The following is a 22,584-nucleotide window of genomic DNA, read 5'->3' as shown; positions in this document are numbered from 1 at the left end:
TCGTTCCCTCCTATAGTCGGTCGTTATTTCAAGTTGTCGAGCATTTGGCGAATGCGTTTGAAATCGCCAGGCGAGACAAGCGTCGCTTTGCGGAGATGACGCTTTTGTTTTTTCGTTTTATTGGCAAACAAGTGGCTCGTATACGCATGGCCGCGTTTCAATTTGCCGCTCGCCGTCTTTTTGAACCGTTTCGCCGAGCCGCGGTGAGTTTTCATTTTTGGCATCACAGTTTCCTCCTTACTTGTTGTCGTTTTTCGGTGCGAGCACGAGAAACATGTTGCGCCCGTCCATTTTCGGCGCCGTTTCGACGACCGCGATGTCGGCGCATGCTTCCGAGAAGCGGTCAAGGACGCGCTGTCCGATTTCTTTATGGGTGATCGCCCGTCCTTTGAAGCGGATCGTCGCTTTCACTTTATCGCCTTTTTCCAAAAACTTGCGCGCGTTGCGCAGTTTCGTGTTGAAGTCATGCTCCTCGATCGTTGGGCTGAGGCGCACTTCTTTCACATTGATGACCTTTTGCTTTTTGCGCGCTTCTTTTTCTTTCTTCTGCTGCTCGAAGCGGAATTTCCCGTAATCCATGATGCGGCAAACAGGCGGTTTGGCGTTCGGCGCCACAAGCACGAGGTCCAAGTTGCGTCTCGCCGCAATTTCGAGCGCTTCCTGCTTCGACTTGATGCCAAGTTGGTCGCCGTTTTGATCGATCAAGCGCACTTCCCGGGCACGAATTTGCTCGTTGATAATGAAATCTTTGCTAATAATGAGCCACCTCCAAGGTTTTTTCCAACTGGCTTGTTTGCCGGCAGAGCCCGCTCTCAACGAAAAAGCGCGGATGCACAAAGCACCCGCGCACGACGTTCGGACAAAAAGTTGGCGAACCGTAACAACCTGCCAACAGCCTTCTTAGCGTCGGTCAGGTGAGAAGCGGGCGCTTCTGCTTTCGTTACAAACAAGCAATCATTCCACTTTATACACTATACCACCTTGGCGATGGCATGTCAAGGAGCGGCTCTTGATAAACACAACGTCCTTTATTATAATGGATTCTCACTTCGTTAGCAAGAGAAAATTTTCAGTTGACCGCAACAATGCGCTCCAGCCTCCGCCTGCGCGCGAAAAAAAGCGGTCCGAAACGCGTCGGACCGCCATAGGTCGTTCCTTATTTCGCCCGTTTTTCCCGCACGTCTTCCGCTAACAAGGCAGCAAATTCATCAAGCCCCATCGTCCGGCTCTCTTTTTCGCCGTAGCGTCGGACGTTGACCGCTCGCTCGGCCGCCTCTTTGTCGCCGACAACGAGCATGTAGGGGATTTTTTGCATTTGCGCTTCGCGGATTTTGTAGCCGATTTTTTCGTCGCGCTCGTCGACTTCAACGCGGAAGCCGCGTTCTTTCAGCGTCCGCTGCACGTCATAGGCGTAATCGAGGTGCGCCTCCGGCGACACCGGGATCACCTTGACTTGAATCGGGGCGAGCCATGTCGGGAACGCGCCTTTGTATTCTTCGATCAAGAACGCGACAAACCGCTCCATCGTCGAGACGACGCCGCGGTGGATGACAACCGGGCGGTGCGGCTTCCCGTCTTCGCCGATGTACGTAAGGTCAAAACGTTCCGGCAAGAGGAAGTCGAGCTGCACCGTTGAGAGCGTTTCGTCTTTGCCGAGCGCCGTGCGCACTTGCACATCGAGCTTCGGCCCGTAAAACGCCGCTTCCCCTTCAGCCTCATAGTAGTCGAGACCAAGCTCGTCCATCGCTTCGCGCAGCATTCGTTGCGCTTTTTCCCACATTTCATCGTCGTCGTAATATTTTTCTTTGTCATGCGGATCGCGGTATGACAAGCGGAACGAGTACTCGTCAAGCCCGAAATCTTTGTATACTTCTAAAATCAAGTTGACGACACGTTTAAACTCGTCTTTGATTTGGTCAGGGCGCACGAAAATATGGGCGTCATTAAGCGTCATGCCGCGGACGCGTTGCAAGCCGGTAAGCGCTCCGGACATTTCGTAGCGGTGCATCGTGCCAAGTTCGGCGATGCGAATCGGCAGCTCACGGTAGCTGTGCAGCTTGCTTTTGTAAATCATCATATGGTGCGGGCAGTTCATCGGACGCAGCACAAGCTGTTCATTGTCCATTTCCATCGGCGGGAACATGTTTTCTTTGTAATGGTCCCAGTGTCCTGACGTTTTGTACAGCTCGACGCTGCCGAGCACCGGCGTATACACATGGTCATAGCCAAGCTCGATTTCTTTGTCGACGATATACCGTTCAATGATCCGGCGGATCGTCGCCCCCTTCGGCAGCCAAAGCGGCAAGCCTTGCCCGACTTTTTGCGACGTCGCAAACAGCTCAAGCTCTTTTCCTAATTTGCGGTGGTCGCGCTCCTTTGCCTCTTCGAGAAGATGCAGATAGCGCTCCAAATCTTCCTTCTTGAAAAACGCTGTCCCGTAAATGCGCTGCAGCATTTTGTTGTTGCTGTCACCGCGCCAGTAGGCCCCCGAGATGCTGAGCAGCTTGAATTCTTTGATCTTGCCGGTCGACGGCACGTGCACGCCGCGGCAAAGGTCGAAAAACTCGCCTTGCTCGTAAATGGAAATCGTCTCGCCTTCCGGAATATCAGCGATCAACTCGAGCTTCAACTCATCGCCGATTTCTTCATACAGCCGGATAGCTTCTTCACGGCTCACTTCTTTGCGGACGATATCCAAGTTTTCTTTGACAATGTTGCGCATTTCCGCCTCAATTTTCGGGAGGTCGTCTGGCGTCAGCTTATGCTCCATATCGATATCATAGTAGAAGCCGTTTTCAATAACGGGTCCGACGCCGAGCTTGACGTTGCGATACAGCCGTTTGATCGCCTGCGCCATTAAATGGGCGGCGCTATGGCGCAAAATATCAAGCGCCTCTGGCATATCTTGGGTGATAATCACCAGCTCGCCGTCCTCATGAAGCGGCGTGCGCAAATCGACGAACCGGCCGTTCAGTTTCCCGGCGATCGCTTTTTTCTTCAGCCCCGGACTGATCGACGCGGCGATGTCTTCGGTCGATGTCCCGCTCGCAAACTCCTTTTGCGCTCCGTCCGGGAACGTGATGCGAATCATGTCTGGCATCGGCAATCACTCCTTTGTCATAATTAAAAAAGAAAAAAACTCCTCCCTCAAAAGGGACGAGTTTTCGTCGTGGTTCCACCCTTCTTCCCATGGCAACACAACGCCATGGCTCAACAACAATAACGGCTAGCCACCGGCGGCAACTACTGGGCGCTCCGTTCGCTGCCACAGCTCTGAGGGGGTAAGCGCATTTTTCGTGTTAGGAAGGTTCCAGCCGCCGCCTTCCCTCTCTGGAAACCGTAAAAATGCACCCATATCCTCGTCATCGCTTGTCTATGCGGTTATTTATGTACGATATTATAGCGGAACCGAAAAGAAAAATCAAGATTCTTCCCCATTTCCGGCGCTGGCGACAAACAAGCGGGAAAAATCAGCGCGGCGGCGGAGGCGAAGCCGCTCTTGAAACACGTTTTGCAGCGTCTGCACCATGCCGTCATCCGGGTGGTCGGTATACAGCTCAATTTCCGCCGGAGCAAGCGAGACAAGCGGCGCGAGCACCGAAGAATCGATATACATCGGCTGGCTGACGACGAGATGGCGGTCGATCAGCCGTTTCACTTCCGCCGCCGACAGCTCGCGGCGGTGGCGGTCGTAAAACACGAAGTGCGGCGGGTCGTGCACCAAATACAGGCGCGGCCATTGCGGCGTCCGGCCAACCAGGCATTCGCGCAGCATTTGCACGAAAGTTTGATACTCTTGCTCCAATTTGTACTCGTCAATCGCGAGCCCGACATAATGTTCAAGCCGCTCGATGTACGGCTTCAGCCGAAAGGTGACAAACGACGAAAACGAGAAGGACAGCCCGTCGCGCAAAAACGAAGCGCACGCCTCGCGCAGCAGCGCCATGCGCGAAGCAGCAAACTCCGCCCCTTTCTGATAATCGCGCCGTTCACCGTCCAAAAACGAATGGGCGAGCGCCAAAATTTGCTGCTGTTCCTCGCGGTCGCGAAAATAAAAGACACCGGAAATGATCGACAACAACAGCCGGTCTTCGAGGACAGACTGCACAAATGCAGTCATGGCTGGTATGATATACGTCTCGAGCACGTGCTTCTCATCGCCGTATATGTAAACCGCCACGATCTTGTTTCCGTCGTAAGCGGCGTGAAACAGCGGACAGGCATCCCGTTTCCGTTCATTCAGCAGCCAAAACAGTTTCTCCGCCTCGCTTGCCTTGTCAAAATGGATTTCGATCACCCGCTGTCCCCCCTTCTCCGAGATCAACACTTGGTTTATATATATGGGGACAATCAGCTGTTTAGACTAAAAAAGCGCAAAACGTCCAACGTTTCCCGCCTACAGGGATGCGCCGCTCGGCGGCTGCGGCGGACGGAGCGCACAGACATTCGCAACGGGTTCATTCGCCAAGATGCTCCGCTCCTTGGCGGCTGGCGGAGAATGCATCCTTTCCGCCCCAGCGCAGAAAAACGGCGCCCCCTTGCGTCAGGGGACGCCTTAAGCGCGCCGTTTGACCGCTTATCCATCATTCGCGGCGGTTTGGCCCGGTAATTTCAACCGGGTGCGCGAGTGAGCGGATCCGCTCCATAATGCGGGCGGCTTTCACTTTTTCTTCCTCGCCGCGCTGCGAATACGTCAAATGGTGGGCGAGTTGCTTCATATCAAAGTTGGAGGTGAAAAAGGTCGGCAAATTTTCAAACATCCGGTATTGCAAAATTGGGCCGAGCACATCGTCGCGCACCCAGCTCGACATCGCCTCCGCTCCAAGGTCATCGAGCATGAGCACCGGCACTTTTTTCACATAATCGAGCTTTTCGTTCATCGTCTGATCTTGCAATGAATGCTTCAGCTCGCGAAACAGCTCCGGCACATAGACGATGAGCGACGGAATGTTCCGTTTCGCCAGTTCATTGGCGATCGCCCCGAGCAAATACGTTTTGCCGACGCCGAACGACCCGTACAAGTACAATCCTTTCATTTTTTTCCCCGGCTCGTACTCCGTCACGAACTTCTCTGCAAACTGGATGGCTTTAATGCGCCCATCGTCGCTAAGATCCACATCCGACAGCGAAGCTTGCAAAATTTCCCGCGGCACGAACATGCTTTGAATGAGCGCTTCCTGCCTTCTCCGTTCATCATCTTGCACTTTTTTCGGGCAGCGGTCGTATTCAACGTCAATTCGCCCGCCGGCGACCACCAAGTTCGGATGATACCCCGGCAACATATTTGGGCATTGCTCGAGCCCTGGGCACTGGCGGCAATGGCCATGTTGCTCGATAAATTCGTACAGCTTCATTAAACTTCGGTCCACCGCATCGCGCGACAGCTGCTGCTCGTGCGCCTGCAAAAACGGCTGCACGTCCGGATGCGTCAAAATATAGCGCCGCATTTGTTCATAGCGCCGCCGGAACCCTTCGTTTCCGAACAGCCGCTGCAACAGTTGATTTACTCGTTCCATCGCCTTTACACCTACGATCCATCACGGTATTTTTTCAGCCGTTCCTCGAGCTCTTTGCGCGCCTGTTCCACATCAAAGTCGTCATCATCCGGCTGGCTGTAATCCATGTTCAGCCAGTCGGGGACGATTTCGGTGCGCACGACTTTGCGCACTGTCCGCGTCCCTTTTTCTTTTTCATTCGCCCAGTTTTGGTACGTCTTTGCTTCCTCTTTAGCCAGCTCCATCGCCTCTTTGACGGTGCGCACCTTTTTGCGCGCCCAATGGCTGGCGATTTTCTCGACATATTTTTTCGATAGTTTCATATTCGTCCGCAGCATGACGTAATAAATCAGCACATTGACGACGCCCGGAAGAAGCTGCTGTTGAAACATAATATCTTCGATCAATTGCAAATCGGCGAGCGACGGCTCCGCTCCCCCGGAAATTTCCTTCAGAAGCTGGCGCGGGGAGATCGTCTCGAGCTGCTTCATCAACGCCTCCTCTTTTGTGCGTGGCTCGATGTATTCCATCGTCCGGTAAGCGAGCGGCTGCACCCGTTCGACAAGGCGCGGGGCGGCGCCGCCGTGCTCGATCTCATACCACTCCCGGGCCGCCCGGCGCAGGGCGTCAATGTCAATCTCGTATGCCGSWTCGMTKRCRMMRARRACAATTTTTTGCATTTCCAGCGGCGGGATGCCGTACAAAAATGCCAACTTTTTGATCGCTTCTTTCACTTTCGCGGTTACGGCCCGGCGCGGCACCATCTGTTTCGACAAGCCGGCAAAAAACAGCTCAAAATCAAACACGCCGTCATCGAGCGCATACGACGCCTCGTCCCGCCCCATGTGCACTTTTCCATCCGGCGGCTCGAGCTCGCGCCCGGCCTCTTCATTGAATCCCGCGACGATTTGTTCAGCATGAACGGACGAAAATACGTCCGAAAACGCGCGCGTCACCCGGGTGAACTTTGTCTCATCCACAACCGGGCAGGCAAAACAGTCATTCAGCTGGGCAAACATATGACGGCCGACTTGCCGGTACAAAAAGACGCCGAGCATTTCGTCGCGGAAAAATTGATCCGGCGCCAGCGGCGGGCGCAGCTCATACACAAACTGCTTCGGCTCTTCCGCCTCGGGGGCGTGGACGTACGTATTCAGCAGCCCGATGCCTTCGAGCTTCAGCCGCTCGCTGTAAATGTCCGGCAGACCGCACTGCATGAGCGCCATAAGCCGATGGTGGGTCGCTTCCCGGCCGCCAAGCAGCTCGAGCTCCCCCCAAAGCGTCATATATAAGGCGAGCGCACGATGGCCGATCAGCGGCTGATACAGCATAGTCAACACTTTTCGGTCCGCATCGTGCAGCGCAGTGCGGCTTTGCACCATATACCGATCAACGGCCAACAACTCTTTCCAATGGTGTGGCATCGCTCCGACCTTCCATTCTGCCATATTCGTTTCCATCCACCTCTCGCCTTCCCGGCCGAAAAATAAGCTGAAAAAAGGGCCTGCCGCATTCCCGCCCGAGCCCTTTTACCGTTGTCCTTTTTTAATCAGCTCTTTTAGCTCTTCGATAAATACGTTGATATCTTTAAACTGCCGATAGACGGAAGCGAAGCGGACATAGGCCACCTCATCGATGCGCGACAGCCGCTCCATGACCATTTCGCCGATCGTTTCGCTTTTTACTTCCGATACGCCTTGGCTGCGCAGCTCGCGCTCGATTTCCTGCGTCACTTTTTCCAATTGCTCAAGCGCCACCGGCCGTTTTTCACACGCTTTGATCAAACCGCGCAAAATTTTTTCCCGGCTGAACTCCTCGCGCGTCCCTTCTTTTTTGACGACAATCAGCGGCGGTTCCTCGACCCGCTCAAACGTCGTAAATCGATAGTGGCATTGTTCGCACTCGCGCCGGCGGCGAATCGAGCGGCCTTCTTCGGCCGGGCGCGAGTCAAGCACGCGCGTGCCTTGGTGATGGCATGACGGACATCGCATAACATCCACTCCGTTCCTCTTCTTATCTTCTATCATACCGGAATGGCAGATGGCAGACAAGCCATAGTCAGCTATTGAGGCCAGAACCGATATACGGCAGGCGGCCGTCAAGCTTCCGGTATAACTCAAGGATGACCGCCCGGCTGCGGCCAAAATCAAACGGCAAGAACTTTGTCTCGGTCGTCACCGAAAAGTCCACCGCCGTTTCAAACGGGCGGACGGAAATGACGGTGGCGACGATAAACAGCTTGGGGCCGCGCCGCGTTTGGGCGCAAAGCTCGCCGCGCTCTTCGGAAACGGAAAGCAGCTCGGCGTCAGGCAGCGAAGCGAGCAGCTCTTTCACCGCGTCGATGACAGCGCGGTGGGCCGCTTTGTAGTAATGGCTCCGGAGCTCGGCGTCCTCATGGTTTTCCCGCGTTTCGCAATGGTTCGTCAACGCATACTTCAACTTTTTCCACATGCTCATAGCCACGTCTCCCTAATCGTTCTTTTTTTCACCATCATACCATGATTTTGGCCGCCATGGCACCGCCGAAAGCGTAAAAAAAGGAGCGTCCTGTTTACGCTCCTTTTGCTTCCGTTGTTATGGAATTACAGCGCGTGCGCCTTTTTCACTTCAATCGGGCGCATGCCGCGCGGCAGCTCAATCGTTTCCCGCGTTTGCGCGCCAAGCTTTTCGGCGATGTAATCCGCGGCGATGGTCGGGTCTAAATGGCCGCATGTATACACATCAATGCTGGCATAGCCGTGTTCCGGAAACGTATGAATCGTTAAATGGGATTCGGAAATAATGACGACCCCGCTTACGCCTTGCGGAGCGAATTTATGGAACGCGACTTCGCGAATTTCCGCTCCCGATTTTAATGCGGCGTCTACAAACGTTTTTTCAATAAAGTCCATATCGTTCAGTTTGTCAAAGTCGCATCCCCAAAGTTCCGAGATAACGTGACGACCCATCGTATCCATGCGAAAGTCCCCCTTTTAACCAATTTTCTCAAATAAAAAACAGATTTGTAGGTTGCAAAATGGCATGTATAACTACCACGGGGGAAAGTTAGTCCTAAGAGGTCCTAACCCTTTAAGTAGTCACATTACCTTTGCCGTTAAGAAGTTCACGAAACATAGTATACTTTGTTTAGGGGGTTTTTGCAACAGGCTTTTTTAATTTTTCGCATGCCAAAAGGAAAAAGCGCCCACACCGCCACACGGGCGGATCGGACGCTTTGCGCATCTTTTCACGATTGCGAGATTGGAAGAAAAACTGCTTAAGCGCTCACATGAAGACGCTCATTCATTTTGGCGGCGACAAGGCTGGCCAAGTCGACGACGCGGCACGAATAGCCCCACTCGTTGTCGTACCAGGCGAGCACTTTCACTTTCCGGCCGTCAATCACCATTGTCGACAAACCGTCAATGATCGCCGAATGCGGGTTCATGCGGGTTCGTGTTGAAATCGATCGACACAAGCGGCTCCATCGTGAAATCCAAAATGCCTTTCAGCGGACCATTGGCTGCGCGGAGAAGAGCTTCGTTCACTTCCTCGACCGTCACATCCCGCTTGACGTCAACGACCAAATCGACAAGCGACACGTTCGGCGTCGGAACGCGCAACGCCATGCCATGAAGCTTTCCTTGTGAACTACCCACCACCTACACTTCGCTTAGAGGTGGGGGCTTCAAGCGACTTGTGTGTGTTCGCTGAACGGTAAGCCACACACAAGAACCCTTTACGCTTCCCTTCGTTCCGAAGGTGTCCGTTCTAGCCATATTCTATCATATTCGTTGGCTAACGCCAACCGAAATTCATCTCCCACTTTCACTGGTGCTGGCGCACCTTCACGTTTAGAAGTAGGAGACTTCTTTCGGAGGGAAGTTAAATTTGCCGGTCGCTTCAATCACAATATCAATATCAAGCTCTTTCCACGGCAATTGTTGCGGTCGCGCGAGTTCAGCAATTCCACCTTTTTGCCGTTGACAAGCAATCCGTCTTCCAAAGCGGCGACATCGCCGTCGAATTTGCCGTGGTTGGAGTCGTATTTCACCAAATGGGCTAACGTTTCCGGCGGATAGCTAGCATTCACCGCCACAATTTCAAGGTCGGGAGGATTGATGGCTCTCCGGAATACCATCCGTCCAATTCGTCCGAATCCGTTAATCGCCACTTTCGCCTTCATTCACCTTGTTCCCTTCTCATATATGTTATACTATTTATTTTAATCCACATAAATAGTATATCATATTTTTGTGAAATACGGAGAGCAAAATCAATAAAACGCAGCAAAAAAGACGCCTATTTTCCCAAGGCGTCCCATTGATGCAAAATGGCCAGCAACTGCCGGCGTGTCTCTTCGATCGTCCCGTTGTTGTCAATCACCGCATCGGCCCGTTTCACTTTTTCCGCCATCGGCCACTGGGAGCGGATGCGGGCGAGCGCTTCCTCTTCGGTGAAACCGTTGCGCGCCATGAGCCGGCGGAGCTGAACGTCATCGTCGACGTACACAACAAGCACTTTATCCACCCAATGAGTCAGCCCGCTTTCAAATAACAGCGGAATATCTAGGACGACGGTCTTCGCTCCGGAGCGGATGTGCGCTTCTTTTTCAGCCAGCATTTTTTTCCGCACCGCTGGGTGAACGATGGCGTTGAGCACTTTCCGCTGTTGTTCGTCGTTAAAGACGATCGCCCCGAGTGTGGCTCGGTCGATTTCGCCGTCCGCCCGCAAAATGCCCGGACCGAATGCAGCGACGATTTGCCGGTACGACTCCTCCCCCGGGCGGACGACGGCGCGCGCCGCCTCATCCGCATCGATGACCGGAAGGCCGAGCTCGCGCATCATCGCGCTGACCGTGCTTTTGCCGCTCGCAATTCCACCGGTTAATCCGATCGTGAATGCCATTCGGCACCCCTCCTTTTTTGTCTGCTGCCTAGCGTTGGCAACGCGGGCAATAATGCGTGCCGCGGCCGGCGACAACCATTTTCTCAATCGGGGTGCCGCACCGTTTGCACGGCTCCCCTTTGCGGCCGTATACGAACAGGTGATGCTGGAACATTCCGGCTTCTCCTTGCGTATTCACATACGTGCGCACCGTGCTTCCCCCTTTCATGACCGCCTCGCCGATCGTCGCCACCATTTCTTCGTGCAACCGTGCAAGTTCTTCATCCGTCAGCGAAGCAGCCGGCCGTCCAGGGAGAATGCCGGCGCGAAACAGCGCTTCGTCGACATAAATGTTGCCAAACCCGGCCACGACCGTTTGATCAAGCAACAACGCTTTCACCGTCCGCTTTGTTTTCGCCGCTTTTGCGGCCAACACCGCCGGAGAAAACGCTGGGGACAACGGTTCCGGCCCTAATTGAGCGAGCGGCGGCCGGCAGTCTGCTTCCTCTTTCGCGTACACGTGCATGGTTCCGAATTTGCGTACATCGCGATAACGAAGCTCACTGCCGTCTGTAAAATGAAACACAATGTGCGTATGCGGTTCAAGCGGCTCATCGGACTGGGCGACCGCGTAGCGCCCCTCCATGCGCAAATGGGAGATGAGCATATCCCGGTCAAGCAAAAATTTCAAAAATTTCCCGCGCCGATCGATGCCGCGCACCGTCTGCCCGGCCAGCCTGGCAGCAAACGCCGCCGGGTCTTGCGGATGACGAATGATATTCGGCCAAAACACCCGCACCTCTTCAATCGTTTTGCCAGCGACAAGCGGCAACAGCGTGCGGCGGATCGTTTCCACTTCCGGCAGTTCCGGCATGGCGCCTCCCTCCTTTTCCTGTTCGTGCACCTGTTTTAAAGCAACAGCTCATTGCGCGGCCCCGTGAAAAACCGAGCAGCTGGCGGGCAGGCCGCTTTTATTTGGCGTCGTACCACGTCGGACCGTAATGGTAATCGACTTTCAGCGGCACGCGGAGTGCGACGGCTTGCTCCATCACCTCTGGAACGAGGCGGCACAGCCGCTCGATTTCCTCTTTCGGCGCCTCCAAAATGAGTTCGTCATGCACTTGCAGCAACAGGCGCGCCTGCAGCCGTTCTTCGCGCAGCCTCACGCTTAGATCGATCATCGCTTTTTTAATAATATCAGCGGCACTCCCTTGGATCGGTGTGTTCATCGCCGTCCGCTCGGCGAAGCTGCGGACGTTGAAGTTGCGGCTTGTAATATCGGGCAAATAGCGGCGCCGATGCAGCAGCGTCGTCACATACCCTTTTTGTTTCGCTTCTTGCACAATGTTGTCCATATATTGCTTTACACCTGGAAAACTGGCAAAATATCGCTCAATAAATTCAGCCGCTTCTTTGCGCGTAATGTTCAAGTTTTGCGCCAGACCGTAATCACTAATGCCGTACACGATGCCAAAATTGACGGCCTTCGCTTGGCGGCGCATGTTGGCTGTCACGTCTTCTTCGCTCACATGGAAAATGTCCATGGCTGTTTTCGTATGGATGTCCAACCCGCGCCGGAACGCTTCAATCAAATTGTCATCTTCCGCGATATGGGCGAGGACGCGCAGCTCGATTTGCGAATAGTCGGCCGCAAAGATGAGCCAGTCCGGCTCCGACGGCACGAACGCCTGGCGGATTTTCCGCCCTTCCTCAAGCCGAATCGGAATGTTTTGCAAATTCGGTTCGACGGAGCTGAGGCGCCCGGTTTGCGTCAACGCCTGATTGAACATCGTGTGCACTTTGCCCGTCACGGGGTGCACCACTTTCAGCAGCCCTTCAATATACGTTGACTGCAGCTTGCCGAGTTGGCGGTAATGCAAAATATGTTCGACGATTTCATGGTGCGGTGCAAGCTTCTCAAGCACATCGGCTGAAGTCGAATAGCCGGTTTTTGTCTTTTTCAACACCGGGAGCTGCAGCTTGTCAAATAAAACCGTCCCGAGCTGTTTCGGCGAGTTAATGTTGAACTCTTGGCCGGCGAGTTCGTAAATGCGCCGCTCGACCGCCTGCAGCTGCTCGGTGAGCTCCGCCCCCATCTGTTCAAGCCGCTTCGTGTCCACTTTCACTCCAGTAAATTCCATATTGGCCAAAATGCCAGCCAGCGGCTGTTCGAGCTCGGTCAGCAGCCGATCTTGTTCGTTGCGGCGCAGTTCGTCCATCAACGGCTCTTCAAGCGCCCAAATGGCCGCCGCCTTGCGGGCGAGATGCTCGGCAAGCGTCGGTTCATCAGGAACCGTCCGCTTCGCTCCTTTTCCATAGACCGCCTCATCCGATCGCACCGCCTCGTACTGATGCATTTTCGCCACCGCGGCAACGTCGCCCGCCGCCTGCGCCGGATCGAGCAAGTAAGCGGCCAGCAACAGATCGAACACGACGCCGCGCAGTTCGATTCCTTTCCATTTTAGCGCGACGGCCGCCCGCTTTGAATCAAACATCGTTTTTTTCTTCGTCTCATCGCCAAGCCAAGCGAGAAATTTCGGATCGGCGAGCGCCGTCTCCGGGCGCAGGAAAAACCGCCCGCGTTCGTTGGCCAAGGCGATCCCGACAATCGGGGCATGGTGATAGTTGTCGCCCACCACCTCCACGACGAGGGCCGCTTTGTCGGCGAGCATTTCGTCCGTGACGCTGTCGGCGATCGCAAAATCCATCCCGGCGAGCGGCTTTTCGCCTTCATCCGTTTGGACGGCCATCTTGTCGAGAAACGACTGGAATCCGAGCTCCTGAAACAAGGCGACCACTTTTTCCCGGTCTTCTCCTTTGTAGACAATGTCATCGAGCGTCAGCTCAACCGGGGCGTCGCGGCAAATAGCGGCCAGCTGTTTGCTTAAAAGCGCCAAATCCCGGTATTGGCGCAAATTTTCTTTCAGCTTCTCCCCTTTGATCTCATCGATCGATGCCAGTACGTTTTCGACCGTGCCGAATTGCTTGAGCAGCTTGACGGCTGTTTTTTCCCCGATGCCGGGCACGCCAGGGATGTTGTCGGATTTGTCGCCCATCAATCCTTTCAAGTCGACAATTTGCTCCGGGGTGAGGCCGTATTTTTCCACGACCGTCTCCGGCGTGTACGACTCGATGTCGGTAATCCCTTTTTTCGTAATCTCCACCGTCACTTGCGGGGAAGCAAGCTGGGTTAAATCGCGGTCGCCGGAAATGACTTTCACTGCAAACCCTTCTCGCTCAGCCCGCGCCGCCATCGTTCCGATAATATCGTCCGCTTCGTAATGGTCGAGCTCATAGGCGGGGATGCGGTACGCCTTGAGCAATTCGCGCAGCAGCGGAAACTGTTCCGACAGTTCCGGCGGCGTCTGCTGCCGCCCGCCTTTATAGTCTTGGAACGTTTCATGGCGGAACGTCGTTTTCCCGGCGTCAAACGCCACGAGAATGTGGGTCGGCTGCTCTTCCGCCAAAATTTTGTTTAACATCATCGTAAACCCGTAGACTGCGTTCGTATGAATCCCTTTATCGTTATGCAAAAGCGGCAACGCGAAAAAGGCGCGGTACGCCACGCTGTTGCCGTCAATTAAGACGAGCTTGTTTTTCAACATCATCCCTCCTCGGACGTTCCTTGTTCTATTGTACCACGCCGGCGGGCGGCCATAAAAAGAAGCCGGCTACCGCTCCGGCTTCGGGAAATGAATCGTAAACTCGGTGCCGCGCCCGACTTCGCTCGCCACCGTAATGTAGCCGCGATGCGCCTCGACCAAGTGCTTGACGATCGAAAGGCCCAGCCCCGTCCCTCCTGAGTTGCGGCTGCGCGCCTTGTCGACGCGGTAAAAGCGTTCGAAAATGCGCGGGATTTCGTGTTCTTCAATGCCGATGCCGGTATCTTTCACATGGATGAGCACTTCTCCATCATCTGTTTCTTCCGCCCAAACGGCGACGTTCCCCCGTTCCGGCGTGTACGCCAACGCATTGGCGAGCAAATTGAGCAAAATTTGCTTCAGCCGGTTCCTGTCGCCGCGGATCGTCAACCCGGGCGGCGCCTCGGCGCGCAAGTCGATTCCTTTTTCCGCTGCCTGCTTGCGAAACACGGCCACCGCCTCCGCCATCACTTGGGCGACGTCGACGTCCTCCATGTTCAACCGAAACCCTTGCTGCTCAATTTTTGACAGATCAAGCAGCTCCTCAACGAGCGTCTGCAGCCGCTCGCTTTCCTTTAAAATGATGGTCAAAAAATGCTCAAGCGCCGCTTCGTCTTTCATCGCCCCGTCAAGCAGCGTCTCAGCGAATCCGCGGATCGACGTCACCGGCGTTTTCAACTCGTGCGACACGTTGGCGACAAAGTCTTTGCGGATTTGCTCGAGCCGCTTGAGCTCGGTAATGTCGTGGAACACGACGACGATCCCTTTCCATTCGGCGTTCGTGCCGATAATCGGGGCGCCGTACACGTCGAAATGCTTCCGCTCAATGCCGACCGTCAATCGCATTTGCCGGCGGATAGGCGTTTCTGTAATAAAAATGTCGTCAATAAGCCGGACAACGTCGCGGTATGGCAGCACATCGGCATATGGACGGTACAAGCAGGCGGATGGCTCAAGATGAAAATAGGTTTGGAACGTGCGGTTGAGCAAATGAACATGCCCGCGATGGTCAATAAACAACAACGCGCTGCCGACGTTTTCAATGAGCGTATGAAGCCGTTCGGTTTGGATTTCCCGCGCCCGGCTCATCTCCTGCAAGTTGCGGGCGAGGCGGTTGATCGAGCGGACGAGCATGCCGGCTTCTTTATATTCGCCATCAGGCACACGGGCGGCATAGTTGCCTTTTTCGAGTTCAAACGCCGCCTTCGTCGCTGCTTCAATCGGCCGCATATATTGGTTGGTGATTTTAAAGACAAGGGCGATTATGACAACAAGCGCCATGCCGAGGCTGCTCGTGAGCACGCCCCAAATTTGCTGGTTCACTTTTTTCAGCGAGCTCGTCGGCGTGCTTAACACGACATAGCCGTCCCGCTCCGAGCCGCGTCCGTATGGAGCGATGTAATAGTATACATCATTCGCTTTTTCAATAACCGAGAAGCGCGGAAACTGCTGTTTGCGCAAAATGGTGCGGATGATGCGCTCATGGTCTTCATCGCTGATCGCCGCGATGCGCCCACTGTCAAAGAGCACTTGTTCATTTCGGTCAAGCACCGTGATGCGCGATGACAGCTCGTTCCCCATGTCGTGCAAGTCGATGCGAATTTGCTCAAGCGGCTCGTTTTCAAGCAAAATGGCGAGCGCTTTCGCCTCTTTTTCCATCCGCTTGTTCATCGTCTCGGCGTAAAACTGTTTGAGCAGTTGTCCAAGCAGCAAACCGAGGGCGATCAAAACCGTGACGATGAGCGTGATGAGCCAAAACAACAGCCGGTTGCGCAAGCTATCCATGCTGCTTGGGCTCCTCCAGTTTGTAGCCGAGGCCGCGCACCGTTTTGATGTATGCCGGTTTTTTCGTGTCCTCTTCGATTTTCTCGCGCAAATGGCTGATATGGACATCGACAATGCGCGTATCGCCGGCAAAATCATAGTTCCATACCGCGCTGAGCAGCTGGTCGCGCGTCAGTACCCGTCCTTTATGCCGCGCCAAATACAGGAGCAGCTCAAATTCTTTCGGCGTCAGCTCGAGCGGCTTGCCGCTGATCGCCGCCTCATATCGCTTTGGAAAAATCTCGAGCCGGCCGACAGAAAGCCGCTCGCCCTCCTCCGCCGCCGGCTGTGCAATCTCCGTACGGCGCAAGATCGCCTTCACCCGCGCAACGACTTCCCGCGGGCTGAACGGCTTGGTCATATAATCGTCGGCGCCAAGCTCGAGGCCAAGCACTTTGTCAAACTCGTCATCGCGGGCCGTCAGCATTAAAATCGGCGTCATGATTTGCTGCTGACGGAGCCGCTTGCACACTTCGACACCGTCAAGCTTCGGCAGCATCAAGTCCAAAATGATGAGCGCCGGCTGTTCGGACGCCACTTTGGCGAGCGCTTCTTCGCCGTCATAGGCAACCACAACTTGAAAGCCGGCTTTCTCCAAGTTGTACGCCAACAATGTCACGATCGGCTGTTCGTCATCAACGACTAAAATTTTTTTTTCCATGCCGCTCCTCCGTTTCATCCGATAGTTTCTGCCCTTATGATACCATAACTCGCGATTTGTCACGAAAAAAATAAAGAGACTGCTCCCCCGGCGGGCAAGCAGCCCCGCAAGGAACAGTCTCTCGCACGTTGTCGCCGGCTTTTGGCCGCCGGCGAAACACGATTCCAGTCAAAAATTTTCTAAAACCCGGCCATCAAAGCGCGGCAAGGCGTGCGGCGGACAGACGGACAACGTTCCATCCAGCACCGTCTCCGTCCTGCGCGTCGCGGTCACGGCCAAGGTGACGCAACGGCCTTCCTCATCCACCCCGGTCACTTCGAGCAAAAATTCGAGCGTCTCATAATGGTAAACCGGGCGGAGAAAGCGGATGTCCTGCCGGGTGATGTAGCTTCCCGGACCGGGCAAATATTTGGAGACCGCCGACGTAATCATCCCCGTCAGCATAATCGGCGCACAACCGGCCGGCCGAGCGGCGTCTGCAAAGCGTAGTCATGTTGGATGTAAAGCGGGTTGACATCATCGGTCAGTCCAAGGTAAAGAAGCAAGTCTTTGTCCTCAATGGACGCCTGAAAGACAAGTTTTTCTCCAACCTGAATCTCCCTGATCGTTCTCCCGGGTTTCCGTTTTTTCAACACGTTCCCACCCCTCCTCCCAGAAAGCGCTTTCATTAATCACGGGCAAAAATTCGGGACAGCGCCCGAATTTTCGCCTTTTCGTTATTCCAACACGCGCATGACGTTTTTGACCGATTCGACCGATTTGGCCAGCGCCGCTTTTTCATCTTCGGTCAGCTCGAGCTCGATCACTTTCTCGATGCCGTTGCCGCCCAAGATCGTCGGCACTCCCAGGTAAATCCCTTCATAGCCGTACTCGCCCTCAAGGTAGGCGATCGCCGGCAAAATGCGGCGCTGGTCTTTCAAAATCGCTTCGACCATTTCGACGAGCGAGGCGGCCGGCGCGTAGTAGGCGCTGCCGTTGCCGAGCAAGTTGACGATCTCGCCGCCGCCTTTGCGCGTCCGCTCAACGATGGCGTCCAAACGGGCTTTCGGAATGAGCTTCTCGAGCGGAATGCCGCCGGCGTACGAGTAGCGGACGAGCGGCACCATGTCATCGCCATGGCCGCCCAGCACGAAGCCGGTGACATCTTTCACCGAAATGTTCAGCTCTTGGGCGACGAACGTGCGGAAGCGCGCCGTGTCCAACACCCCCGACTGACCGATGACGCGGTTTTTCGGAAAGCCGGACTCTTTGAAGACCGTGTACGTCATCGCATCGACCGGGTTCGTCAGGACGATGATGTAGCAGTTTGGTGAGTATTTGACGACTTCTTTCGTCACTTGTTTCATAATTTTTTGGTTCGTCGTCACCAAGTCGTCGCGGCTCATCCCCGGTTTGCGGGCGATGCCGGCCGTAATGACGACGATGTCGGAATCGGCCGTGTCGGCATAATCCGACGTACCGATAATGTTGGCGTCAAAGCCGAGCACCGGGCTCGACTCGAGCATGTCAAGCGCCTTCCCTTTCGTCGGATTTTCCAACTGCGGAATATCGACCAATACGATGTCGCCAAGCTCTTTTTGCGCCAGCAGGAACGCTGTCGTCGCCCCCGTGAATCCGGCGCCGATCACCGAGATCTTCTTCCGTTTCATCGCCATCGTTTTGCCAACCATTTCATTAAATTAGTCCATATTGCGGATGAGCGCATCGGCAAATTCCGAACATTTCACTTCGGTTGCCCCTTCCATCAGGCGGGCAAAGTCGTACGTGACGATTTTGGCGGCAATCGTTTTTTCCATCGCCTGGATGATGAGCTTCGCCGCTTCGTTCCAGCCGAGATGCTCAAACATCATGACGCCGGACAAAATGACGGACGACGGATTGACTTTGTCAAGACCGGCGTATTTCGGCGCCGTGCCGTGCGTCGCCTCGAAAATGGCGTGGCCGGTTTCATAGTTGATGTTCGCCCCCGGCGCGATGCCGATGCCGCCGACTTGGGCTGCGAGCGCATCGGAAATGTAGTCGCCGTTTAAGTTCATCGTCGCAATGACGTCAAATTCGCGCGGACGCGTCAAAATTTGCTGCAGGAAGATGTCGGCGATAACGTCTTTGACGATGATTTTGCCGGCTGCTTCCGCTTCCGCCATCGCTTTGTTCGCCGCCTCTTTGCCCTCGGCTTCGACGATCCGATCGTATTGCGCCCACGTGAACACTTTATCGCCGAATTCTTGTTCGGCAAGCTCATAGCCCCAGTTTTTAAACGCGCCTTCCGTGAACTTCATAATGTTCCCTTTATGGACGAGCGTCACCGACTTGCGGCCGTGTTCGATCGCATAGTTGATCGCCGCGCGCACAAGCCGTTTCGTCCCTTGTTCGGAAATCGGCTTAATGCCGATGCCGGACGTTTCCGGGAAACGGATTTTGCGCACGCCCATTTCGTTTTGCAAGAAGTCGATCACTTTTTTCACTTCCGGCGTTCCTTTGGCGTATTCAATGCCGGCGTAAATGTCTTCCGTGTTCTCGCGGAAAATGACCATATCGGTGTCTTCCGGACGTTTGACCGGCGACGGAACGCCAGGAAAGTAGCGGACCGGACGCAGGCAGACAAACAGGTCGAGCTCTTGGCGGAGCGCGACGTTGAGCGAACGGATGCCGCCGCCGACCGGCGTCGTCAACGGCCCTTTAATGGCGATTATGTATTCGCGGATCGTCTCAAGCGTTTCATCCGGAAGCCAGCTGCCCGTCAGCTTGTACGCTTTTTCGCCGGCGAGCACTTCCTTCCAAACGATTTTTTTCTCGCCCTTGTACGCTTTTTCCACCGCTGCTTCCAGCACGCGCGAAGCGGCCGCCCAAATGTCCGGGCCGGTTCCGTCCCCTTCAATGAACGGAATGATCGGATTGTTTGGAACATTGAGCACACCATTGGTGACAGTAATTTTTTCCCCTTGCGTCACGAGTAAAACCCCCAATGCCAGTTTTTTATTGAAAAGGCGTGAAGGCTCACCTTCAACGCCTTGTCCACTTATTTCAGCCGCGCTCGTCGATCGGCACGTACGCCCGCTTGCCCGGGCCGGTGTACTCGGCGCGCGGACGGATGAGACGGTTGTTGTCATATTGTTCCAAAATATGGGCCAACCATCCCGATGTCCGGCTCACGGCAAAAATCGGCGTAAACAAATCATGATCGATTCCTAAACAATGGTAAATCGAAGCGGAATAAAAGTCAACGTTCGGCGGCAACGCTTTTTCCGACGTGACAATTTCCTCGATTTTCGCCGACATTTCGTACCAGTGCGGTTCGCCGACGATCTTCGTCAGTTTTTCCGACATTTTCTTCAAGTGCTTGGCGCGCGGGTCGCCTTTCCGATAGACGCGATGGCCGAAGCCCATAATTTTTTCTTTGTTGGCGAGCTTCGTGCGGATGTACGGCTCGACGTTGTCGACCGTGCCGATTTCCGTCAACATTTTCATCACCGCTTCGTTCGCCCCGCCGTGAAGCGGTCCTTTCAACGCGCCGATCGCCGCCGTGATGCCGGAATAAATATCGGACAGCGTGGCTACGCAGACGCGCGCCGTAAACGTCGACGCGTTCAACTCATGGTCGGCGTGCAGCACGAGCGTCTTGTTGAACGCTTCCGTGGCGATGTCGTCTGGTTCTTTGCCGGTCAGCATATACAAGAAATTGGCGGCAAAGCTCAAATCTTTGCGCGGCGCAACTGGTTCCAACCCTTTGCGCACGCGGGCGAAGGCAGTGACAATCGTCGGAATTTTCGCCTGCAGGCGGATCGCTTTCCGGTAGTTCGCTTCTTTCGTCATCACGTCCGCTTCTTCGTCGTACAGGCCAAGAAGCGAGACGGCAGTGCGCAGCGCGGCCATCGGATGCACGTTCTCAATCGGATAGAGCTTGAAGTGTTCGATGATCTCACGCGGGATGTCGGCATTTTCCGCCAATTGCTGTTTCAGCTCCTCGAGCTGTTCTTTCGTGGGCAGCTCGCGGTGCCAAAGCAAATAAATGACTTCTTCAAAGGAAGCGTTTTCAGCCAAATCGTCGATGTCATAGCCGACATACGTCAATGTATCGTCGATGATTGAGCTGATGCTAGAGGTTGTCGCTACAACTCCTTCCAAACCGCGAGTTACCGTCATGCCAATCTCCCCTTTTCTTTATAGTTCCTCGTTCCTGCTTGCCGCTTTACGGCCGGTGAGCGCTTGCTCGAAACAGGCGCAAAAAACAAGCGCACGCTATCGAAAGTGCTTACATCACCGTGCGGATGCCGCCGCGCTGTGGCGAGGGGGGCTCCGTTTGACCCGAAAACTAGCTTACGCCTACTATTATAAATATTATAAACAATTATCAGACTTTTGTGAACGGAAATGTATCGTCCTGGCAAAAGACATTACATAAGAATAACGTTCCCCGTCCCCAGTTCAAAAATATTCTACCATTTTTATGACCATATAGGCAATCCCCGCGCCGATCAACGGGCCGACCGCCACCCCGTGAAACAGCGACACCGCAATGACCGTGCCAAACACAAGCGCCGCGGTGATATGTGGGTCATTCGCCAAAAGCGTCACGCCCCCTTTCGCGATCAACGCAACAAGAATGCCGGATAAAAGCGCCACCCAGGCCGCCAACGATTGCAGCGAGCCGGCAAGCTGCTTAAGGCCGATCTCCCCGGAGGCAATGGGCGCCAGCACGGCGATCGTAATGAGCGTAATGCCCCAGTTGAGGCCTTTGGCATGGATCAACGGGAGCAGCCGCTGATCGAGGCCGGCGAGTTTAATGGCAAGCAGCACGACAATCGCGGCAATAAATGATTTGTTTTTCGCCAATAGGCCGACCAAAAGCAGCCCGAGCAAAAACAAGACGGGTTCGTTCATGATTGTTCGCCCTTTCCTATGAAGCTTGTCTTTTTGCTTCTTCGTAAAGAAACATGTAATATATCAGTATGGAAAACGAGTGGGGGTGAAACATTGTCCCGAATATATGTTGACCGCTTTTTGCGTTTTCTCATCGTCATCGCGATCGTTGCGTTCGGCGCTGCCGCCGCCTACTATGCCGCAACATTGACGTACCCGTTTATCATTGCCTTTTTCATCGCCTTTCTCATCAACCCGGTCGTCGACTTGTTGGAACGAAAGGTGAAAATGCCGCGCTGGCTCGCGGTCAGCGCCACGCTCATCGTCTTGTTCGCCGCTGTCGCCGGGCTGGTGACGCTGTTGATCGCTGAGATCGTTTCGGGAACGCAATATTTGGCCAATGTGGTGCCGGAAAAATTCCAGGCGCTCGTCGCGTACATCGAATCGTTTGCCGCCAATCAGCTTATCCCGCTTTACCAAGACTTGGCCGTCTTGTTTAAAAGCTTGAACGCCGATCAACAAGATACGATCATGCAAAACATTCAGGCGGTCGGAACGCAAATCGCGACGACGGTCGGCGAATTCATTCAGCGCGTGCTGCAAAACATTCCCCAGCTCATCGCCTGGCTGCCAAACGCGGCGACCGTATTTATTTTTTCACTGTTGGCGACCTTTTTCATCAGCAAAGACTGGCACCGCTTAATGCGGATGGCGCAGCGTTGGCTGCCGGCGAAAGCCCGCACGAGCGGGAAAACGGTGTTTTTGGATTTGAAGCGGGCGTTGTTTGGCTTTATTAAAGCGCAAGCGACGCTCATTTCGATTACGACGGTCATCGTGTTGATCGGCTTGCTCATTTTGCGCGTCGATTACGCGATTACGATCGCGTTGATCATCGGCTTTGTCGATATTTTGCCCTACCTCGGGACCGGCATCGTCTTCGTGCCTTGGATCATTTACGCCGCCATCAGCGGCGACATCCCGTTTGCGATCGGGCTCGGCGTTTTGTATATCGTCGTTCTCGTCCAACGGCAAATTATGGAGCCGAAAGTGCTCTCCTCCTCGATCGGGCTCGACCCGCTCGCGACGCTCATCGCCTTGTTTGTCGGCTTCAAGCTGCTCGGCTTCCTCGGCCTCATCGCCGGTCCGGTCGCGCTCGTCATCATCCGCGCGCTCCACAGCGCCAACGTCTTCCGCGACATTTGGCGCTTTATCGTCGGCAGGCCGACTTTGTAAAAAA

At 54.6% G+C, this 22,584-nt stretch carries 18 protein-coding genes, 3 pseudogenes and 1 other annotated feature; of the genes and pseudogenes, 1 reads left to right on the top strand and 20 read right to left on the bottom strand.

The genetic code is table 11. The features are described from left to right. Nucleotides 1–23 precede the first annotated feature (23 nt). The 20 genes and pseudogenes from rpmI to AP057_RS09970 form a co-directional block, all read right to left on the bottom strand. Complete coding sequence (rpmI, locus tag AP057_RS10070) at nucleotides 24–224, bottom strand: 50S ribosomal protein L35 (protein WP_011232191.1); 201 nt, start codon at nucleotides 222–224, stop codon at nucleotides 24–26. A gap of 13 nt (nucleotides 225–237) precedes the next feature. Next, the gene (infC, locus tag AP057_RS10065) at nucleotides 238–816 is read right to left on the bottom strand and encodes a translation initiation factor IF-3 (RefSeq protein ID WP_080729625.1); all 579 of its coding nucleotides are present in this window, start codon (nucleotides 814–816) and stop codon (nucleotides 238–240) included. Then, nucleotides 812–943, bottom strand: a sequence feature (ribosomal protein L20 leader region). (Overlaps the previous gene by 5 nt.) Nucleotides 944–1,156: 213 nt before the next feature. Then, complete coding sequence (gene thrS / locus AP057_RS10060) at nucleotides 1,157–3,100, bottom strand: threonine--tRNA ligase (protein WP_055358669.1); 1,944 nt, start codon at nucleotides 3,098–3,100, stop codon at nucleotides 1,157–1,159. Nucleotides 3,101–3,421: 321 nt separating this feature from the next. Next, nucleotides 3,422–4,297 carry a putative sporulation protein YtxC gene (gene ytxC, locus AP057_RS10055; RefSeq protein WP_033014399.1) on the bottom strand — a complete coding sequence of 292 codons (876 nt, stop codon included), beginning with the start codon at nucleotides 4,295–4,297 and terminating at the stop codon, nucleotides 3,422–3,424. A gap of 286 nt (nucleotides 4,298–4,583) precedes the next feature. Then, nucleotides 4,584–5,516, bottom strand: a complete 933-nt coding sequence (gene dnaI, locus AP057_RS10050; RefSeq protein ID WP_033010808.1) for a primosomal protein DnaI — start codon at nucleotides 5,514–5,516, stop codon at nucleotides 4,584–4,586. Between the two features lie 11 nt (nucleotides 5,517–5,527). Then, nucleotides 5,528–6,919 (bottom strand): annotated as a pseudogene (locus tag AP057_RS10045) (replication initiation and membrane attachment family protein). Between the two features lie 105 nt (nucleotides 6,920–7,024). After that, nucleotides 7,025–7,486: a transcriptional regulator NrdR gene (gene nrdR / locus AP057_RS10040; protein ID WP_033008531.1), complete on the bottom strand. Its 462-nt coding sequence runs from the start codon at nucleotides 7,484–7,486 to the stop codon at nucleotides 7,025–7,027. Nucleotides 7,487–7,553: 67 nt separating this feature from the next. Next, entirely contained in the window at nucleotides 7,554–7,952 is a 399-nt protein-coding gene (locus AP057_RS10035) for a hypothetical protein (protein ID WP_033008532.1), read from the bottom strand. Nucleotides 7,953–8,077: 125 nt separating this feature from the next. Further along, the gene (gene speD, locus AP057_RS10030; protein ID WP_033008533.1) at nucleotides 8,078–8,452 is read right to left on the bottom strand and encodes an adenosylmethionine decarboxylase; all 375 of its coding nucleotides are present in this window, start codon (nucleotides 8,450–8,452) and stop codon (nucleotides 8,078–8,080) included. Nucleotides 8,453–8,751: 299 nt separating this feature from the next. Then, a pseudogene (locus AP057_RS18160) lies at nucleotides 8,752–9,660 on the bottom strand (glyceraldehyde 3-phosphate dehydrogenase NAD-binding domain-containing protein). Nucleotides 9,661–9,776: 116 nt separating this feature from the next. Then, entirely contained in the window at nucleotides 9,777–10,382 is a 606-nt protein-coding gene (gene coaE, locus AP057_RS10015) for a dephospho-CoA kinase (protein WP_055358668.1), read from the bottom strand. A 28-nt stretch (nucleotides 10,383–10,410) separates the two neighbouring features. Beyond that, nucleotides 10,411–11,235, bottom strand: coding sequence for a DNA-formamidopyrimidine glycosylase (gene mutM / locus AP057_RS10010; protein ID WP_055358667.1), 825 nt, complete (start codon nucleotides 11,233–11,235; stop codon nucleotides 10,411–10,413). Nucleotides 11,236–11,332: 97 nt separating this feature from the next. Next, a complete protein-coding gene (gene polA / locus AP057_RS10005) occupies nucleotides 11,333–13,969 on the bottom strand; it encodes a DNA polymerase I (protein WP_033014420.1) in 2,637 nt (878 codons plus the stop codon). A gap of 63 nt (nucleotides 13,970–14,032) precedes the next feature. Further along, nucleotides 14,033–15,787 (bottom strand): two-component system histidine kinase PnpS, encoded by a 1,755-nt coding sequence (gene pnpS, locus AP057_RS10000; RefSeq protein ID WP_055358666.1) that lies wholly within the window; start codon nucleotides 15,785–15,787, stop codon nucleotides 14,033–14,035. Next, nucleotides 15,780–16,487: a response regulator transcription factor gene (locus tag AP057_RS09995; protein ID WP_055358665.1), complete on the bottom strand. Its 708-nt coding sequence runs from the start codon at nucleotides 16,485–16,487 to the stop codon at nucleotides 15,780–15,782. The genes pnpS and AP057_RS09995 overlap by 8 nt, the downstream gene beginning before the upstream one ends. A gap of 168 nt (nucleotides 16,488–16,655) precedes the next feature. After that, nucleotides 16,656–17,122: pseudogene (locus AP057_RS09990) on the bottom strand (MaoC family dehydratase). A gap of 81 nt (nucleotides 17,123–17,203) precedes the next feature. Further along, the gene (mdh, locus tag AP057_RS09985) at nucleotides 17,204–18,142 is read right to left on the bottom strand and encodes a malate dehydrogenase (RefSeq protein WP_049624515.1); all 939 of its coding nucleotides are present in this window, start codon (nucleotides 18,140–18,142) and stop codon (nucleotides 17,204–17,206) included. Between the two features lie 24 nt (nucleotides 18,143–18,166). Continuing rightward, the gene (icd, locus tag AP057_RS09980) at nucleotides 18,167–19,438 is read right to left on the bottom strand and encodes an NADP-dependent isocitrate dehydrogenase (RefSeq protein ID WP_049624514.1); all 1,272 of its coding nucleotides are present in this window, start codon (nucleotides 19,436–19,438) and stop codon (nucleotides 18,167–18,169) included. A gap of 73 nt (nucleotides 19,439–19,511) precedes the next feature. Next, a complete protein-coding gene (citZ, locus tag AP057_RS09975) occupies nucleotides 19,512–20,630 on the bottom strand; it encodes a citrate synthase (RefSeq protein WP_049624513.1) in 1,119 nt (372 codons plus the stop codon). A gap of 282 nt (nucleotides 20,631–20,912) precedes the next feature. Continuing rightward, nucleotides 20,913–21,368: a DUF441 domain-containing protein gene (locus tag AP057_RS09970; protein WP_044743525.1), complete on the bottom strand. Its 456-nt coding sequence runs from the start codon at nucleotides 21,366–21,368 to the stop codon at nucleotides 20,913–20,915. Nucleotides 21,369–21,461: 93 nt separating this feature from the next. On the opposite strand from AP057_RS09970, the gene ytvI reads away from it, so the two are divergent. Continuing rightward, a complete protein-coding gene (gene ytvI / locus AP057_RS09965) occupies nucleotides 21,462–22,580 on the top strand; it encodes a sporulation integral membrane protein YtvI (protein WP_033014434.1) in 1,119 nt (372 codons plus the stop codon). Nucleotides 22,581–22,584: the final 4 nt, after the last annotated feature.

The sequence above is a fragment of the Geobacillus sp. Sah69 genome (assembly GCF_001414205.1).
Taxonomy (GTDB): Bacteria; Bacillota; Bacilli; order Bacillales; family Anoxybacillaceae; genus Geobacillus; species Geobacillus stearothermophilus.
The sequence above is the reverse complement of the archived record's forward strand: the minus strand, read 5'-3'. Positions and strand labels throughout refer to the sequence as shown.

What these genes read in the sequence shown, in the direction of transcription:
- rpmI (WP_011232191.1), bottom strand. Translation starts at nt 224, where the DNA reads ATGCCAAAAATGAAAACTCACCGCGGCTCGGCGAAACGGTTCAAAAAG.
- thrS (WP_055358669.1), bottom strand. Translation starts at nt 3,100, where the DNA reads ATGCCAGACATGATTCGCATCACGTTCCCGGACGGAGCGCAAAAGGAG.
- dnaI (WP_033010808.1), bottom strand. Translation starts at nt 5,516, where the DNA reads ATGGAACGAGTAAATCAACTGTTGCAGCGGCTGTTCGGAAACGAAGGG.
- nrdR (WP_033008531.1), bottom strand. Translation starts at nt 7,486, where the DNA reads ATGCGATGTCCGTCATGCCATCACCAAGGCACGCGCGTGCTTGACTCG.
- AP057_RS10035 (WP_033008532.1), bottom strand. Translation starts at nt 7,952, where the DNA reads ATGAGCATGTGGAAAAAGTTGAAGTATGCGTTGACGAACCATTGCGAA.
- speD (WP_033008533.1), bottom strand. Translation starts at nt 8,452, where the DNA reads ATGGATACGATGGGTCGTCACGTTATCTCGGAACTTTGGGGATGCGAC.
- coaE (WP_055358668.1), bottom strand. Translation starts at nt 10,382, where the DNA reads ATGGCATTCACGATCGGATTAACCGGTGGAATTGCGAGCGGCAAAAGC.
- mutM (WP_055358667.1), bottom strand. Translation starts at nt 11,235, where the DNA reads ATGCCGGAACTGCCGGAAGTGGAAACGATCCGCCGCACGCTGTTGCCG.
- polA (WP_033014420.1), bottom strand. Translation starts at nt 13,969, where the DNA reads ATGATGTTGAAAAACAAGCTCGTCTTAATTGACGGCAACAGCGTGGCG.
- pnpS (WP_055358666.1), bottom strand. Translation starts at nt 15,787, where the DNA reads ATGGATAGCTTGCGCAACCGGCTGTTGTTTTGGCTCATCACGCTCATC.
- AP057_RS09995 (WP_055358665.1), bottom strand. Translation starts at nt 16,487, where the DNA reads ATGGAAAAAAAAATTTTAGTCGTTGATGACGAACAGCCGATCGTGACA.
- mdh (WP_049624515.1), bottom strand. Translation starts at nt 18,142, where the DNA reads ATGGCGATGAAACGGAAGAAGATCTCGGTGATCGGCGCCGGATTCACG.
- citZ (WP_049624513.1), bottom strand. Translation starts at nt 20,630, where the DNA reads ATGACGGTAACTCGCGGTTTGGAAGGAGTTGTAGCGACAACCTCTAGC.
- AP057_RS09970 (WP_044743525.1), bottom strand. Translation starts at nt 21,368, where the DNA reads ATGAACGAACCCGTCTTGTTTTTGCTCGGGCTGCTTTTGGTCGGCCTA.